This is a genomic window from Sphingomonas canaveralia (assembly GCF_047238125.1).
Lineage (GTDB): Bacteria > Pseudomonadota > Alphaproteobacteria > Sphingomonadales > Sphingomonadaceae > JBDFMH01.
In genome coordinates, this window is record NZ_JBDFMH010000001.1 from 2,727,174 (window position 1) to 2,742,381 (window position 15,208).

Genomic DNA, 15,208 nt, shown 5'->3' on the forward strand with positions numbered 1-15,208 from the left:
TGCCACCCATCAGGCCAGCGCCAGGCCTTCGCGCTGGATGCCGCGGCTGATCTCGGCATTCTGATCGTCGGACAGCCGCGCCTTCAATGCCGGGAAGATTTCGTCCTCTTCCTCGCGCATGTGCTTCTCAAGCGCGCCACGGAATTCGACCAGCTTGGCCATCCACGCCGGCTCGTGATGCGGCATCTTCTCCAGATCGTAGAGATACTGTTTCACATAGCCGTGGTCATGGTTGAGCGAGTCCGCATGAGCGGCATCGTTCTGGTCGCGCAGCGCGCAGTAGACGATGTTCTCCTCCTCGACGGCATGCTTGCCCAGCGCGTGCTTGAGCTGGACGAGCAGCGTGCCGCGCTTGGCTGTCTGCTTCATGTCGGTCGCCTGGATTTCGTCGATGATCGCCAGCGCGGCCTTGTGTTCGTTGGCCAGCGCCTCGGCCCAGTCCGCCGACAGGCCGACCGATACGGCCTGCACCGCCATCTTGCGCCCGACCGTCGCCGCAAGCCCGGCCACCAGCCCGGCCGCCGCTGCACCGACCATCCGGCCGGTACCTTCGGGCAGGCTGTCGAATGCGCTGCGGACGGCCTTCCCGGCGCGCTTGGCGGCAGAGGGGGCGGGTTTCGCCGGCGGCTTGCGTTTCGGCGGGCTGGCTGGCTTCGTCGCGCCGTTTGCCTTTGCCGCATGGGCAGGCTTCGGCGTGGCGGACTTGGATGGGGCGGTGCGCTTGGCGGCGGGCTTGCGCGGCTTCGCCGGCTTGGCGGCGGGCGACGGGCTGATATCCTCGGCGGGGTCGGCCATGATGCTGCTCCTGAAACGAATTCGTAGCGGACTAACAGCCGGCGGCGAACGGGGTTCCTGTCGCATTGCTGACGGCACCGTTCAGCGCATCGTCAGCGGCATCGCGCGAAATTCGTATCGGCTGTGGCGCGCGTCATAGCTGCCGGGCAGGACCGTTCCTATCTGGCGATAATGTTCCGCGCTTCGGCGCATGGCGGAGAAGCCGCGATGTTCATGGATGCCTTCGTTCCCGGTCATGCCGATGTCGCCGGCGCCGATCTGGCGCCGACGGTGCTGACCCCGCTGGAATGGCGGGTGGTGATGCTGGCCCGGCGCGAAGCGGATCGCTTCGGCGCGGCCGCGATCGGATCGGGCAGCGCCGCCGGCCGCTGGCTCGGCCGGGCGTGGGCGCGGATGACCGGGCAGGAGGGCGTACGCCGCCTGGCGGACGACCGGCTGGAAGCGCTGCGCCAGTTCGTGTGTCTTGCCCGCCGCAACGATCGCCGGCTCTGCGCCGCGGCCACCGGCCTCGCTGCGCTGGGCTTCGCACCCGCCGCGATCGAACTGGCCCGCGCCGCCGCGCTCGGCTGATCTACTTCAGCAGGACCAGTTCCTCCGCCATCGACGGGTGCAGCGCCACCGTGTCGTCGAACTGCTGCTTGGTCAGCCCCGCCTTCACCGCCACTGCCGCCGCCTGCAGGATCTCGGGCGCGTCCGGGCCGATCATGTGCAGGCCGAGCACCTTGCCCGTCTCCGAATGGCAGACCATCTTGTACAGCGCCCGTTCGTTGCGGCCGGCCAGCACATTCTTCATCGGACGGAAATCCGACGTGTAGATCTTCACCTGGCCATATTTGTTGCGTGCCTGGCTTTCCGTCATGCCGACCCCGGCCATCGGCGGGTGGCTGAACACGGCGGATGGGATGCAGCCATAATCCACCCGAGTCGGCTTTCCACCGAACTGGGTATCGGCAAAAGCTTGGCCTTCGCGGATCGCGACCGGGGTCAGCTGCACACGATCGGTGACGTCGCCGACCGCGAAGATGCTCGGGCAGGTCGACCGGCTGTCTTCGTCCACCTTGATCGCACGTCGCTCGTTCAGCTCCACTCCGGCGGTTTCGAGCCCCAGCCCCTCGGTATGCGGCAGTCGCCCGGTCGCGAACAACAGCACGTCCGCCGCCACCGGATCATGACCCTTCATGTGGACCAGCAGCGATCCGTCGCCCTGCTTCTCGACCTTTTCGAAGGCGGCGTTGAAGCGGAATTCGATGCCCTTGGTCATCGAGATCTGCAGCAGGCGATCGCGGATCTGCTCGTCATAGCCGCGCAGGATCACGTCCGATCGCGAGACCAGCATCACATGCGCACCGAACTGGTGGAAGATGCCGGCGAATTCGTTGGCGATATAGCCTGCGCCAGCGATCACCACCCGCTTAGGCAGCGTAGGCAGGTGGAAGACGTCGTTGGATGTGATGCCAAGCTCGCTGCCCGGACAGTCCGGCACGTCCGGCCAGGCGCCGGTCGCGATCAGGATGGTCTTCGCGCTGATCTCGCGCCCGGAACCCAGGCGGATGCCGTGCGGACCGGTCACCACGGCACGCTCGTGGAACAGCGTCACGCCGTTGCTTTCCAGCGTGTTGGTATACAGCCCCTCGAGCCGATCGACCTCGGCCAGGACATTGTCGCGCAGCGTCTCCCACGAGAAACTACATTCGGGCACGTCCCAGCCGAAGCGGCGTGCATCCGCCAGATCCTCGGCGAAGTGCGATCCGTAGACGAGCAGCTTCTTGGGCACGCAGCCGCGGATCACGCATGTGCCGCCGACGCGATAATCCTCGGCCAGCGCCACTTTCGCGCCGTACGCTGCCGAAACCCGCGCCGCGCGCACCCCGCCCGATCCGCCGCCGATCACGAACAGATCATAGTCATAATCGGACATTCAGGCTCCTCGGGCGATTGCGCGACCGCGACTTAAGGGCGGATGGGGCGATCCGCAAACCGACCGATACGATCAGGCTGAACGACCCCGCCGCAGCACCGCATGGTCGCCCGCGTCGTCGATCACTTCGCCGCGGATCAGCCCGGCATAATGGTCTAACAGCTTTGCGCTGCCTGTCTCCGGCGTTGCATCCGCATCATAGGTGCCGGAGACCGGATCGAGCACCAGCATCGATTCTGTCGCATAATATCGGCCGATCCGCGCGAGCTCCGCCTTGGCCGCCAGGCGCGGCGCCAGCCGCCCAGCCAGCGACAGGCCGGCGATGATCGCATCCAGCAGGCCGACCGGCACGGATCGGAACTTCGGTTGCCTTCCGAGCAACGCATAGAGCGCTTCACCCTGATCCCGCGGCGTGATGGCAGGCCCCGGTCCGCCGATCGGCAGGATGCGGCCGAGCCGCGCTTCATTGTCGATGCAATCCACCAGGTAGCGCGCCAGATCGGCATCGGCGATCGGCTTGCAGGCCGTCAGCCGGCCATCGCTGAACAGCAGATAGGGCTTGCCGCGCGTCACGCGATCGACCTGCCCCGACAGCGACTTGAAGAAGGCTGTCGGCCGGACGATCGCATGGCGGATGCCCGATGCGATCAGCGCCGCTTCGAACGCCAGTTTGGCATGCTGGAAGGCGAGCCGCGGCTTCTGCACGCAGATCGCCGAGAGCAGGATGAACTGGCCGACGCCCCCCTCTTCTGCGGCGCGCAAAGCGGCCAGGTTCGCGCCATGGTCGATCGCCCAGGCATCGGCCGGGGCACCGGTGCGCGATGCCAGGCAAGAGATCACTGCGTCGAACGGCTCGCCACGCAGGCCGTCGCGCAGGATCGACCCGACGTCCGTGAGATCGGCGACTTGCACCGCGCATCTTGCCGGCAAGCCCGGAACCTCGGCCGAGCGCTGGCGCACCAGGCAGACTGTGTCATGCCCGGCTGCGACCAGCGCCGCGGCGGTCGCGCGTCCGATCGTGCCGGTCGCCCCAAGCAGCAGCACCCGCCGCCGGGTCGGACAATCCATCGCCGCGCGATCGTCAGCCAAAGGCGCGGGCGATCAGCGCGCGGGTGGAGGGATCGAAGCGCGCAGTGCCCTCGCTTTCGATCGATCTCGCAATCTCCTTGCCCAGTTCCACGCCGAACTGATCGAACGGATTGATCCCCAGCAGCACTGCGTTGGCGAAGGTGCGATGTTCGTAGAAGGCGATCAGCGCGCCCAACCGTGCCGGATCCAGCCGATCCAGCAGGATGGTGGTCGACGGGCGATCGCCGGGATAGTCGCGTGCCGGCTCTTCGGGATTGGCGCGTCCTGCCATCAGCGCCGCGCCTTGCGCAAAGGCGTTGATCAGCAATGCTCGGTGATGGCCATCGTCCAGGCCGTGTCCCGGCTCGATCACCGCGACGAACTCGACCGGCACGAGCCGCGTCCCCTGGTGCAGCAGCTGGAAAACGGCGTGCTGTGCATCGGTGCCGACTCCGCCCCAGGCGATCGCAGCGGTCGGCCCATCGACCGGTTCGCCATCCGGCGTCACCCGCTTGCCGTTCGATTCCATTTCCAGCTGCTGCAGATAATCGGGCAGCAGCCTCAGCCGCTCGTCATAGGCGAAGATCGCGCGCGTCTCGCAGCCGCGGATCCGCGAATAATATTGGTCCACGAATGCCGCCAACAGCGGCACGTTGCTGGTCATCGGGGCGAGACGGAAATGCCGATCCATCGCCGCCGCGCCTTCCAGCAGCGTTTCATAGGCATCCCAGCCCAGCGCCAGCGCGACCGGAAAGCCGATCGACGACCAGAGCGAATATCGCCCACCCACCGTATCCGCGAACGGCAGCACGCGGGTCTCGTCCACGCCCCACTCGATCGCCCGGTCCGGGCTCGCGGTCAGCGCCACGACCCGACCGAACGGATCCGCCACTCCGCCATCCTCGAGCCAGGCCACTGCGCTGTCCGCATTCATCAGCGTCTCGGTGGTGGTGAAGGTCTTGGAGGCGACCGCGATCAGCGTTGCGCCGGGATCGAAACGCGCGAACACTTCCTCCAGCGCGGCACCATCGACATTGGAGACGACCGCCACGTCATAGCGGCTGCCGTCACGTCCCAGCGCATCGAACAGGAGTTTGGGGCCCAGCGCCGATCCGCCGATGCCGATGTGCAGGATGTGGCGGATCGGTCCCAGCGCCTCCGCCTCGATGGCATCGATCAGCGCACGCATCCGCGCCTGCAGTCCACGCGCGTGGCGTACGCTTTCAGGCGCACCCTGCCCGCGTTCGGCGACATGCTCGGCCGCCCGGTCCTCGCTCGCGTTCACGATCGCGCCGGCGAACAGCGCATCGCGTCGGGCTGCCAGTCCGCGCGCTTCGCACAATTCCACGAAGGCTGCGATATGCGCCGCCGACAGGTGGGTCTTGGCGAAATCGAACAGCAGCCCCGCTTCCTCGATCGCCATGCGCGACAGTCGATCGGTCTCTTCGGCGAACAGCGCCGTCAGCGTCCGATCCGGCAGCGCGCCGACCGCATCCCATCCGCCCTGCGTCATCACCATCGCTCCAACCGGTCGAATCGCTGCTTTACGCGACCTTTACGCCCTTGTGCGATAGCCATGCGGGGATGGGACACGGGGAACGGACATGCTGAAGCCGATCGAGGACGATGCCGATGGCCGTCGACCGCGCCAGAGCGAGCGGAGTGCGGTCCAGATGCCGGCTACGCTCTCGATGACCGGCGCACCCCCGATCACGATCCGCATCCACAATCTGTCGACCCGCGGGTTCATGGCCGAGTGCGCCACGATCGGCCTGATCGGCCGCTATGTCTGGATCGAGCTGCCGGGCAGCGCACCGATCAACGCGCGGATCATGTGGGGCGTGGCCGGGCGGATCGGCGGCCAGTTCATCCAGCCGATCGACGAAGCTGGCTGTCACGCACTGCGCGCCGCCCATCCCGTCGGCTGATGGCGTTGCGGCTGCGGCCGCGCCTGCCTAGGGTCCTTTTTCAATTGAGTACGGACCCTAAGCCACCGCAATGACCTTGCCCGATGGCGCGCGCGGCCTGATCCGCCTGCTGGCGATCGTCGCGATCGGCGCGCTGCTGATCCGGCTGTTCGTCGCCCAGCCGTTCGCGATCCCCTCGCTATCGATGCTGCCGCGCTATTGGGTCGGCGATCATATCGTCGCGCTCAAATGGGGCTATCGTGGCTGGGGCGGGGCGACACCGCGCCGGGGCGACGTCGTGATCGTGGCGGCGCGGGGCGGTCATTTCATCAAGCGCGTGATCGGCCTGCCGGGCGACCGGATCGCGCTTTCGCGCGGGATCGTTTCGATCGACGGACGCGCGCTGCCGCGGCTGCGGATCGCCGATCAGATCATACCGCCGGAGGCGAATCAGCCCTGCCCATCCGGCAGCGAGCCGGCACGTGGGGGTTGTCGCCTCGTCCGGCTGCGCGAGACGCTGCCCGATGGCAGCGCCTGGCCGATCCTGGATGCAACCACGACCGCTACCGATGACATGGCCGAGCGGCGGGTGCCGGCGGGGCATGTCTTCCTGCTCGGTGACAATCGCGATCGATCCGCCGACAGCCGCACTGATCCCGCCGCCGGCGGGCTGGGCATGGTGCCGATCGCTGCGATCACCGGCCGCGCCGGGCCGATCCTGTGGTCGACCGACGGCACCGCGCGCTGGTCGCGACCCTGGGGCTGGGCTGCGGCGACCCGCTGGAATCGGATCGGTCTGTAGTCTGCCGGCCTTGCCCCGCGTGGGGGCGATGGCTAGGTTGATACCCAAGTTCCGGTGGCGCTGCGCCATTTCCGGCAAGCATAAGTGATCTTCATCCATGGCGCCCAGGCCGTTCGCCGCCGCGCCGTCGCCCGATCCGGGCGATACGGCCCCTCCCTCCGCCTGGCGGAGCCAGCGCCGCACCTATGCGGCGCTCGATCTCGGCACCAATAATTGCCGGCTGCTCATCGCCCGGCCCGACGGTGACGGCTTCGTGGTCGTCGATGCCTTCTCGCGGATCGTCCGGCTGGGGGAGGGACTGGCTGCGACCGGGCGGCTGAGCGATGCGGCGATGGACCGCGCGGTCGCGGCGCTCGCCGTGTGCGGCGAAAAGCTGCGTCGCCGTCATGTCTCGCTGGTGCGGTCGGTCGCGACCGAGGCTTGCCGCCGCGCCAGCAACGGCGCCGAATTCGTGCGCCGCGTGCAGGTCGAAACCGGCATCTCGCTGGAGGTGATCAGCGCGGAGACGGAAGCGCGGCTCGCGGTGCTCGGCTGCCACGCATTGCTTGAACCAGGCGAGGGGCCGGCGCTGATCTTCGACATCGGCGGTGGATCGACCGAGCTGGTACTGCTTGAAACCGGGCCGAATGGCCCGCGCGTGATCGATTGGTTCTCCGCGCCATGGGGCGTGGTGTCGCTCACCGAAAGCGCGCAGCATGACCCGGCCTGCGCCAAGGCGCGCGCGGCCGCCTATATCGCGATGCGCGATCGGGCGGCAGATGCGCTGGCCGGCTTCGCTCTGCGGCTGGCGGCGCATCATCGCGGAACATTGCGGCTGCTGGGCACCAGCGGCACCGTCACGACGCTCGCCAGCGTGCATCTCGGCCTGCCGAGCTATGATCGACGCGCGATCGACGGGCTGATCGTGCCGGCGGGGGCGATGCGCGACATCAGCGGTCGGCTGGCGGGTTTGTCGATGGCGGAACGGGGCGAACTGCCCTGCATCGGCCGCGAGCGTGCCGACCTGGTCGTCGCTGGTTGCGCGATCCTGGAAGCGATCATGGACATCTGGCCGGCCGAGCGGCTGGGCGTTGCCGATCGCGGTATCCGCGAAGGTATCCTCCGATCGCTGATGAACCACGAGCGGCTGGCGCGCTAAGATGAGTCGCGGCGGATCGGGCGGGCGCACCCGCGTCAAGACCGGGCGGGGGCGGACCGCATCCTCGACCCGCTGGCTGGAGCGGCAGCTGAACGACCCTTATGTGAAGAAGGCGAAGGCCGAGGGTTATCGAAGCCGTGCGGCCTACAAGCTGATCGAACTGGACGAGCGATTCGGCCTGCTGAAAGGCGTTGATCGGGTGATCGACCTCGGCATCGCGCCCGGCGGCTGGACGCAGGTGGTGCGCCGCCAGCGGCCGCACTGCGCTGTCGTCGGCATCGATCTGCTGCCCGTCGATCCGATCGACGGCGCCACGATCCTGCAGATGGATTTCATGGACGACCGCGCGCCCGAAATGCTGGCCGAGGCATTGGGCGGCCCGGCCGATCTTGTGCTCAGCGACATGGCCGCGAATACGGTCGGCCACCCGCAGACCGATCATCTTCGCACAATGGCCTTGGTCGAGGCCGGCACCGCCTTCTCCGCGCAGGTGCTGCGGCCGGGTGGCGGTTATGTCGCCAAGGTTCTGGCGGGCGGCGCGGATCATGCGCTGGTGGCCGAACTCAAACGGCTGTTCGCCACGGTCAAACATGCCAAGCCGCCGGCCAGCCGCAAGGACTCGTCAGAATGGTATGTCATCGCGCAGGGTTTCAAGGGCGATCGGCTGGATTGACCGATCGTTTTTCTTGCGGCACGATTAGCGGCAAGTCGTGCCTGGGCCACGCCAGACGACGCGGTGCGGAGGAACTTAGGATGATGAAGCTCGCCATTGCTGCCGTTGCGATCGCCGTTGCGATGCCGGCTGCCGCCCAGACCGGCGCGGAGCAGGCGAAGATCGATCAGGCGATCTCGAAAAAGCGCAAGGAAGTCTGCAAGACCGAGATCGAGACTGGCTCGCTCGTCAAGCGCGTTCGCCGCTGCGCAAGCGCGGAAAGCTGGGCGCGCCGTACCGATGGCGAGAACCGCGCTGCGCGCGATTTCGTGCAGGCACAGACCGGTCTGATCCTCAGCAACTGATCGGGCGTCAGCGCCCGCTGCGGGCGGCGGCGATCGCCGCCTTCAGCTTGGCGTAGCCGACCGCTCCGCTCAGCAGCTGGTCGCCGACGACGAAGCTCGGCGTGCCGCTGATGCCCAGCGCACGCGCCACGCCGAGATTGTCGTCGATCTCGCGCGCGACTTCCGGGCTGCGGATGTCCGCCATGAGCTTCGATCCGTCGAGGCCCGCGGTCCGCCACACGGCAGTGATCTTGTCGGACGTCAGCGATCCCGTGGCATAGAGGCTGCGGTGCAACGGCAGGAACTTGCCTTGCCGTGCGGCGGCCAGGCTCACCCGGGCGGCCTCGTCGCTGGCGTCGCCCAGCACGGGCAGTTCCTTGAAGACTACCTTCAGCTTCTTGTCCTCGGCCAGCAGCCGATCGATGTCCTTCACGCTGGCCCGGCAATAGCCGCAATTATAGTCGAAATATTCCACCAGTACGACATCGCCATCGGCAGCGCCTGCCCATGCGCCCGCGAACGGCGTCTCGATCGCCTTGCGGTTGGCGTCGATCGCCTTTGCCACCTGCCGGCCCTGCAGCCGTTCGATCGCCTGCGGGATGATTTCCGGATTGGCCAGGATATAGTCTCGAACGATCGCCTCGATCGCGGCGCGGTCCGCCGGCGATTTCGGTGCGGCGGCCCCCTGCATCCCGATCAGCGATACACCCAAGCCGCCCAACACCACGCCCAGCAATCCCGCCATACCCATTTTGCCCCAGTTGTTCGCCATCAGCGGCGCTTCTCGTCCGCCACTGCCGCGCGCGATGCCATCTCGATATCCTGCGCGCGCAGGAAATCGGGCGTGCCTTGCGGAATGCCGTTCATTGCCGCCTGCGCGCTCGCCAGCGCCAATCGCGACTGGCCGATCAGGCTGTACCGCTCTGCGGTCGCCAAAGCTGCGCGCGCACGATCGCCTTCGCGCTCATAGACGATACCAAGCTGGTACCAGGCAAACGGGTTCTCATTGTCACGCGCCACGGCCAGCCGCAGCACGCGCTTGGCCTCCGCGAAATTGCGCGCATCCTCGGTCGCGATCAGCGCATGGCCGAACAGCGCGGCGATCAGCGGCTGGTTGTTCGATCGCGCGACCGCCTCGCGCAGCGGCGGCAGCGCTTGCGCCGGCTGCCCGGATTCGAGCAACACCTGGCCCTTGAGCTCGAGGAAATAGGGGTCGTGCGGGGCGGTCGCGATCAGCTTGTCCACCTCGGCCACAGATCTCTGGGGGTAAGCGCCACGATGCCAGGCATAGGCGCGGGCATAGAGTGCCGGCACCGACTGGTCGGTCTCCGGATATTTGCGCAGCGTCACCGCCGGATCCTCGACGAACCCGGATAGTTTGGCCTTCACGCGCTGGAACCGCGCCTCCAAGGCGGGATCGGTCTTGGCGTCCCAATAAGGCGATGCCTTGTAATCTGCCTCCAGCCGCGCCTGGCGCTCGCCCGACATCGGGTGGGTGCGCATATAGGGGTCGGTATCGGCATAGCTGGATGACAGGCGATACTCCTCCTTGCGCATCTTGCCGAAGAAGCTGAGCGAGCCCTTGCCGGACAGGCCGGCCTTGGTCAGGAACTGGGCGCCGGCGGCGTCCGCGCTCGATTCCTGGGTGCGGCTGAAAGCGAGGAAGCTGCCCATCGCGGCCTGCTGGCCTGCGGTCAGGATGCCCATCCCCGCCTCGCCCCCGCCCATCGCGATCGCGGCGGCACCCAGCACCAGCGACAGGATCGAGATGCCAGTCGCGGCGCGCGCGCCTTCGCCGAACCGCACGATGTGCCCGCCGGTGATGTGGCCCAGTTCGTGCGCGATCACGCCCTGTACTTCATTGGCATTGTCGGCCGCGGTCACCAGGCCACTATGGATATAGACGGCCTGGCCGCCGGCGACGAACGCGTTGATCTCCTTGTCGCCGATCAGCACGACGCGCACGTTCGACGGCTCCAGGCCAGCCGCCACGATCAGCGGCCGGGCCATGTCGGCGAACAGCGCTTCGGTCTCGGCATCGCGCAGGATCGATTGCGCCGCCGCCGGCTGCACCAGCAGTGCCGCGCTCACGATCAGCGCCACGATCGCGCGCGCGAATTTGGCGATAGCGCCCATCAGCGGGGCGGGTGGCCCGCCGCGCCTGAACCGGCGGTGAAGCCGGCAGGCGCAGCGGGCGCGCGGGATCGCCCCGCCACGATCAGGCGCCGAAGGTGCGCTGCCACCAGCCGCGACGCGGTGCTTCGGCCGGCGCCTCGGGTTCGGGGCCGGCCGCCGGCTCCTCGGCCACCGGGGCTTCCGCCTCGGCAGTTGCGATCTCGGCGCGGGCGGCCATCTCCGGGGCCGGGGCGGCGTCGCCGTCGGTCTTCTTGCGGCGGGTGCGCTTCGGTTTGGCCGGCGCCTCCTCGGCAACCGGCTCCGGTTCGGGCTTCGGCGCGGGGGCGGCCTCGATGATCGCCGCCTCGGCCGCCGCATCCGCCTTCTTGCGACGGGTGCGCTTGGGCTTGGCGGCAGGCTCCTCCGCAGCGCCTTCCTGCGCTTCGACCGCCGCGACGACAGCGTCGGACGCAGCGGATGCCACGATCGGGTCGGCAGCCGGCTCGGCCGCGGCATCGGCCTTGCGGGCCCGCGGGCGACGGCGCGCCTTGGGCTTCTCCGTTTCGGCTTCCGCGTCCGGCTCGGGCGCGGGCTCGGCTTCGATCACCGGGCTGTCGACAGCCTCGACGGCAGGCGCCGCCTCGGCGTCGGTCGGCTCACGGTCGCCGACGGCACCATTGCCCTCGCCAGACCGGCGACGGCCTCCGCGGCGGCCACGCCGGCCGCGACGCGGACGATCCTCGCCCTCGCCGGCGAATACAGGCGCTGCACCCTCGCCGCCCTCGACGGACTGCTCGGCACCTTCACCTTCGGCTCCGTCATCCAAGGCCTCGGCCTCGGCTTCGTCGGCAGCCAGCTGATCGTTCCGCGGCTCCTCGTCGCGACGCCCGCCGCGGCGCCGGCGACGGCGGCGTCGCCGGCCCTCGCCGTCGGTCTCGCCGCGCTCGCCGTCCCGCTCACGCTCGCGCTCGCCGCCCTCGCGGCCACGCCGGCGCGGCTGTTCCTCGGCCTCGGCTTCCTCGATCTCTTCCTCATCCTCCTCCTCGGGGATGTCGTCGTCATCGTCGATGTCGATCGGGGCCAGCTGCGGGATACGCGGCGCATAGGCCGGCGGCGGGCCGGCGCTCTCCACCGACATGCGCGCGCCTTCCAGCGCGCCGTCGGGCAGGATCTCGATCACCACACCGTAGCGATCCTCGATCTCGGCCAGCTCGGCACGCTTGCGGTTAAGCACGTAGAAGGCGGCTTCCTGGCTGGCGCGCAGGCGCAACTGGCTGCCACGACCGCGGGCGGCCTCTTCCTCCAGCATGCGCAAAGCCGACAAGCCGGCCGACGATGCGGTGCGCACGAAACCCGATCCCTCGCAGTGCGGGCACGGCCGGGTGGATGCTTCCAGCACGCCGGTGCGGATCCGCTGGCGGCTCATCTCGAACAGGCCGAAGCTGGAGATGCGGCCGACCTGGATGCGGGCGCGATCGTTCTTCAGCGCCTCCTTCATCGCCTTTTCAACCTTCCGGTTGTTCGAGTTCGACTCCATGTCGATGAAGTCGATCACGACCAGTCCGGCCATGTCGCGCAGGCGCAGCTGACGGGCGATCTCGTGCGCCGCTTCCAGGTTGGTGTTGAGCGCGGTCTGCTCGATATTATGCTCGCGGGTGGAACGGCCCGAGTTGATGTCGATCGAAACCAGCGCCTCGGTCGGGTTGATCACCAGGTAACCGCCCGACTTCAGCTGGACGAGCGGCTGGTACATCGCCGAAAGCTGCTCCTCCACGCCGCCGCGCTGGAACAGCGGCACTGCATCGGCATAGTGGCGCACGCGCTTCACATGGCTCGGCATCAGCAGCTTCATGAACTGCCGCGCCTGGCGATAGCCTTCCTCGCCCTCGACGATCACTTCCTCGATATCGCGATTGTAGATGTCGCGGATCGCGCGCTTGATCAGGTCGCTGTCGCCATAGACGAGCGCGGGTGCCGCCGATTTCAGCGTATTCTCGCGGATCTCGTCCCACAACCGGGCGAGATAGTCGAAGTCACGCTTGATCTCGGTCTTGGTGCGCTGCAGGCCGGCGGTGCGCACGATGCAGCCCATCGACTTCGGCAGATCGAGATCGGCCATGATCGACTTCAGCCGCTTGCGATCGGCGGCATTGCTGATCTTGCGGCTGATGCCGCCGCCATGGCTGGTGTTGGGCATCAGCACGCAATAGCGGCCAGCCAGCGAGAGATAGGTGGTCAGCGCCGCGCCCTTGTTGCCGCGCTCTTCCTTGACGACCTGGACCAGCAGCACCTGCCGGCGGCGGATCACGTCCTGGATCTTGTAGCGGCGGCGCAGGTTCATGCGGCGCTGGCGCAGGTTCTCCACAGCGCTGTCGTCGGCGGCGCCATGGCCGTCGACGGCCTCCGCCGGCGGTGCCGATCCTTCGCCGCCATCGCCTTCGGCGCCATCATGATCGTCATGATCATGATGCTCGTCGTCGCGGTCGCGATCGCCGTGCGGGTCCTCGTCGTCATGGTCGTCGTCGCGGCTGCGCAGCGCCTCTTCCTCGGCGGCGTGCTCGGCCTCCTCACGCAGCAGCGCCTCGCGATCCTCCTTCGGGATCTGGTAATAGTCGGGGTGGATTTCCGAAAAGGCCAGGAAGCCGTGGCGATTGCCGCCATAATCGACGAACGCCGCCTGCAGCGACGGCTCGACGCGCGTCACCTTGGCAAGATAGATATTCCCCTTGAGCTGCTTGCGCTCGGCACTCTCGAAATCAAATTCCTCGATGCGGTTTCCCTTGACGACAGCCACGCGGGTTTCCTCCCGGTGGCGCGCGTCGATCAACATGCGCGTGGTCATTCTTATGTCTCCGGGCGCGCTCCGGCCCTGCTTCGGGCGGCGGAGTCACGCGATAGGATGGCCGCAGACGGTCCGCCGAGATGCGGGCGCCGTCTGTCGGCGGGTTTGCGGAAATTGCCTCTGCCGCACGGCCATCCCCGGCGCGGCGCGCCGGGAAGAAGTCCCGCGTCCACGCGCCGCGCCCCTGCGGGCGGCGGGTGGAGACAGGAAAGATATGGACCATTGCGACGTCAACCTAGCAGGCCGGTTGCGGGCATGCCGCCCCCGGCGAAGACCGTGCCCGGTGTCGCGCGCAAAGGCGCGGCCGGATCGGTGGCCAAACTGCTAGCATCGCCATCCGCCCGGCACAAGCATCGCGCCCGCGGCCCGGCTGTGACGTCCGCGCGCCAGCACGCCGGCAACCGCGCGCACCACGGCGATTTGCGCTGGACCATAAGCGCGCCGGCACGGCAGAAGGGCGCCCGTGCTGGTGACCCTGATCCTTTCCGCACTCGCGCTTGCCGCACCGGTCGATCGGCCGGCGGCGTTGGCGATGGCGCCCGCGGCCGGGCGCAACAGCGTCACGATCCGCCTGCCCCCGCCGCAGCCGCGGCGCGCGCCGCTACCGAAGATCTATGGCGGGCGTGGCAAGGATCGACCGCTGGTGGTGATCGATGCCGGGCACGGCGGGCATGACCCGGGTTCGATCTCGATCTATGGCGGCCGACGTGAGAAGGATGCCGCGCTGGCGATCGCCAAGGCCATTCGCGACGAATTGGTGGACAGTGGGCGGGTCCGTGTTGCGCTGACCCGCGAGGATGATCGCTTCATCATCCTGGGCGAACGCCGCGAGATCGCCCGCCGGCTGAAGGCGGATCTGTTCATCTCGATCCATGCCGACAGCGCGCCGTCCGGCAACACCGCGCGCGGTGCGACGATCTATACGCTGTCCGAAGTCGCCTCGGATCGGGTAGCGGCGCAACTGGCGGCGCGCGAGAACCGGGCGGATGTGCTGAACGGCGTGAATCTCGGCATCGAGACGTCGGATGTTTCGTCGATCCTCGTCGACCTTGCCCAGCGCGAAACCATGAACGTCTCGTCCGAATTCGCGGCTTTGCTGCAGCGCGAGATGTCACCTCTGGTCGAATTCAAGACCAGCTTCCACCGCTTCGCCGGTTTGATCGTATTGAAGGCGCCCGATGTGCCATCGGTCCTGCTCGAGACCGGCTACATGACCAATCTCGACGATGCGAAGCGAATCTTCTCCGACGAGGGGCAGCAGGCAATTGCGCTCGGCGTTCGCCGCGCGGTGATCGCGCATTTCGCGCGCCGGCTGGCCGAACGGGAAACACGCTAGAAATACTGCATTATCAATGACGGCGAGCTACGCAGCGCAGTGCAAATGGTTTCATCCGTCCTGAATATCATGCGAAAATAAATGACTTGGTGATGCAATTTTCTTGCGCCAATCAAAGCGCCACCTGCCCATAGGGGGGGCGGGGCAGGTTTTTCCGCGCGCGCCGAACACGGCCGCCACATTGGAGGAAGAACCTTGGAACAAGATGGCGATGACGGCAACAACGTGCTGACCGGCACGGAGGGCAATGATGTTCTCAATGGTCGCGGTGGCGACGACATTTTGACCGGC

The 15,208-nt window shown here is 67.7% G+C and carries 13 protein-coding genes and 2 pseudogenes; 8 read left to right on the forward strand and 7 right to left on the reverse strand.

What is annotated here, in order from left to right; genetic code table 11:
* Positions 1-9: 9 nt before the first annotated feature.
* Positions 10-795 carry a hemerythrin domain-containing protein gene (locus ABC347_RS13660; RefSeq protein WP_413246266.1) on the reverse strand — a complete coding sequence of 262 codons (786 nt, stop codon included), beginning with the start codon at positions 793-795 and terminating at the stop codon, positions 10-12.
* 171 nt (positions 796-966) lie between these two features.
* Here ABC347_RS13660 and ABC347_RS13665 point away from each other — a divergent pair, with 171 nt between their 5' ends.
* A complete protein-coding gene (locus ABC347_RS13665; RefSeq protein ID WP_413246267.1) occupies positions 967-1,365 on the forward strand; it encodes a hypothetical protein in 399 nt (132 codons plus the stop codon).
* A 1-nt stretch (position 1,366) separates the two neighbouring features.
* Here the strand turns inward: ABC347_RS13665 and gorA are convergent, their stop codons facing one another.
* From gorA to pgi, 3 genes are all read right to left on the reverse strand, one after another.
* Positions 1,367-2,713 carry a glutathione-disulfide reductase gene (gene gorA, locus ABC347_RS13670; RefSeq protein WP_413246268.1) on the reverse strand — a complete coding sequence of 449 codons (1,347 nt, stop codon included), beginning with the start codon at positions 2,711-2,713 and terminating at the stop codon, positions 1,367-1,369.
* A gap of 72 nt (positions 2,714-2,785) precedes the next feature.
* A complete protein-coding gene (locus ABC347_RS13675; protein ID WP_413246269.1) occupies positions 2,786-3,781 on the reverse strand; it encodes an NAD(P)H-binding protein in 996 nt (331 codons plus the stop codon).
* Between the two features lie 13 nt (positions 3,782-3,794).
* Positions 3,795-5,294 carry a glucose-6-phosphate isomerase gene (gene pgi / locus ABC347_RS13680; RefSeq protein ID WP_413246270.1) on the reverse strand — a complete coding sequence of 500 codons (1,500 nt, stop codon included), beginning with the start codon at positions 5,292-5,294 and terminating at the stop codon, positions 3,795-3,797.
* A 91-nt stretch (positions 5,295-5,385) separates the two neighbouring features.
* Between pgi and ABC347_RS13685 the strand changes: the two genes are divergently transcribed.
* The 5 genes from ABC347_RS13685 (at position 5,386) to ABC347_RS13705 (ending at position 8,645) form a co-directional block, all read left to right on the forward strand.
* Complete coding sequence (locus ABC347_RS13685) at positions 5,386-5,709, forward strand: PilZ domain-containing protein (RefSeq protein ID WP_413246271.1); 324 nt, start codon at positions 5,386-5,388, stop codon at positions 5,707-5,709.
* 70 nt (positions 5,710-5,779) lie between these two features.
* Positions 5,780-6,490, forward strand: a complete 711-nt coding sequence (gene lepB, locus ABC347_RS13690) for a signal peptidase I (RefSeq protein WP_413246272.1) — start codon at positions 5,780-5,782, stop codon at positions 6,488-6,490.
* A 97-nt stretch (positions 6,491-6,587) separates the two neighbouring features.
* A complete protein-coding gene (locus ABC347_RS13695; RefSeq protein ID WP_413246273.1) occupies positions 6,588-7,628 on the forward strand; it encodes a Ppx/GppA phosphatase family protein in 1,041 nt (346 codons plus the stop codon).
* A gap of 1 nt (position 7,629) precedes the next feature.
* Positions 7,630-8,301: an RlmE family RNA methyltransferase gene (locus ABC347_RS13700; RefSeq protein ID WP_413246274.1), complete on the forward strand. Its 672-nt coding sequence runs from the start codon at positions 7,630-7,632 to the stop codon at positions 8,299-8,301.
* 80 nt (positions 8,302-8,381) lie between these two features.
* Positions 8,382-8,645: a hypothetical protein gene (locus ABC347_RS13705; protein WP_413246275.1), complete on the forward strand. Its 264-nt coding sequence runs from the start codon at positions 8,382-8,384 to the stop codon at positions 8,643-8,645.
* A gap of 7 nt (positions 8,646-8,652) precedes the next feature.
* On the opposite strand, the gene ABC347_RS13710 is transcribed toward ABC347_RS13705, so the two are convergent.
* The 3 genes from ABC347_RS13710 to ABC347_RS13720 form a co-directional block, all read right to left on the reverse strand.
* Positions 8,653-9,396, reverse strand: coding sequence for a DsbA family protein (locus ABC347_RS13710; RefSeq protein WP_413246276.1), 744 nt, complete (start codon positions 9,394-9,396; stop codon positions 8,653-8,655).
* Complete coding sequence (locus ABC347_RS13715; RefSeq protein WP_413246277.1) at positions 9,396-10,760, reverse strand: M48 family metalloprotease; 1,365 nt, start codon at positions 10,758-10,760, stop codon at positions 9,396-9,398. The genes ABC347_RS13710 and ABC347_RS13715 overlap by 1 nt, the downstream gene beginning before the upstream one ends.
* An 82-nt stretch (positions 10,761-10,842) precedes the next feature.
* Positions 10,843-13,581, reverse strand: coding sequence for an Rne/Rng family ribonuclease (locus tag ABC347_RS13720; protein WP_413246278.1), 2,739 nt, complete (start codon positions 13,579-13,581; stop codon positions 10,843-10,845).
* A 511-nt stretch (positions 13,582-14,092) separates the two neighbouring features.
* On the opposite strand from ABC347_RS13720, the pseudogene ABC347_RS13725 reads away from it, so the two are divergent.
* A pseudogene (locus ABC347_RS13725) lies at positions 14,093-14,917 on the forward strand (N-acetylmuramoyl-L-alanine amidase family protein); the annotation flags it as partial.
* Between the two features lie 225 nt (positions 14,918-15,142).
* A pseudogene (locus tag ABC347_RS18265) lies at positions 15,143-15,205 on the forward strand (hypothetical protein); the annotation flags it as partial.
* Between the last annotated feature and the right edge of the window lie 3 nt (positions 15,206-15,208).

What these genes read in the sequence shown, in the direction of transcription:
- ABC347_RS13660 (WP_413246266.1), bottom strand. Translation starts at nt 795, where the DNA reads ATGGCCGACCCCGCCGAGGATATCAGCCCGTCGCCCGCCGCCAAGCCG.
- ABC347_RS13665 (WP_413246267.1), top strand. Translation starts at nt 967, where the DNA reads ATGTTCCGCGCTTCGGCGCATGGCGGAGAAGCCGCGATGTTCATGGAT.
- gorA (WP_413246268.1), bottom strand. Translation starts at nt 2,713, where the DNA reads ATGTCCGATTATGACTATGATCTGTTCGTGATCGGCGGCGGATCGGGC.
- ABC347_RS13675 (WP_413246269.1), bottom strand. Translation starts at nt 3,781, where the DNA reads ATGGATTGTCCGACCCGGCGGCGGGTGCTGCTGCTTGGGGCGACCGGC.
- pgi (WP_413246270.1), bottom strand. Translation starts at nt 5,294, where the DNA reads ATGACGCAGGGCGGATGGGATGCGGTCGGCGCGCTGCCGGATCGGACG.
- ABC347_RS13685 (WP_413246271.1), top strand. Translation starts at nt 5,386, where the DNA reads ATGCTGAAGCCGATCGAGGACGATGCCGATGGCCGTCGACCGCGCCAG.
- lepB (WP_413246272.1), top strand. Translation starts at nt 5,780, where the DNA reads ATGACCTTGCCCGATGGCGCGCGCGGCCTGATCCGCCTGCTGGCGATC.
- ABC347_RS13695 (WP_413246273.1), top strand. Translation starts at nt 6,588, where the DNA reads ATGGCGCCCAGGCCGTTCGCCGCCGCGCCGTCGCCCGATCCGGGCGAT.
- ABC347_RS13700 (WP_413246274.1), top strand. Translation starts at nt 7,630, where the DNA reads ATGAGTCGCGGCGGATCGGGCGGGCGCACCCGCGTCAAGACCGGGCGG.
- ABC347_RS13705 (WP_413246275.1), top strand. Translation starts at nt 8,382, where the DNA reads ATGATGAAGCTCGCCATTGCTGCCGTTGCGATCGCCGTTGCGATGCCG.
- ABC347_RS13710 (WP_413246276.1), bottom strand. Translation starts at nt 9,396, where the DNA reads ATGGCGAACAACTGGGGCAAAATGGGTATGGCGGGATTGCTGGGCGTG.
- ABC347_RS13715 (WP_413246277.1), bottom strand. Translation starts at nt 10,760, where the DNA reads ATGGGCGCTATCGCCAAATTCGCGCGCGCGATCGTGGCGCTGATCGTG.
- ABC347_RS13720 (WP_413246278.1), bottom strand. Translation starts at nt 13,581, where the DNA reads ATGACCACGCGCATGTTGATCGACGCGCGCCACCGGGAGGAAACCCGC.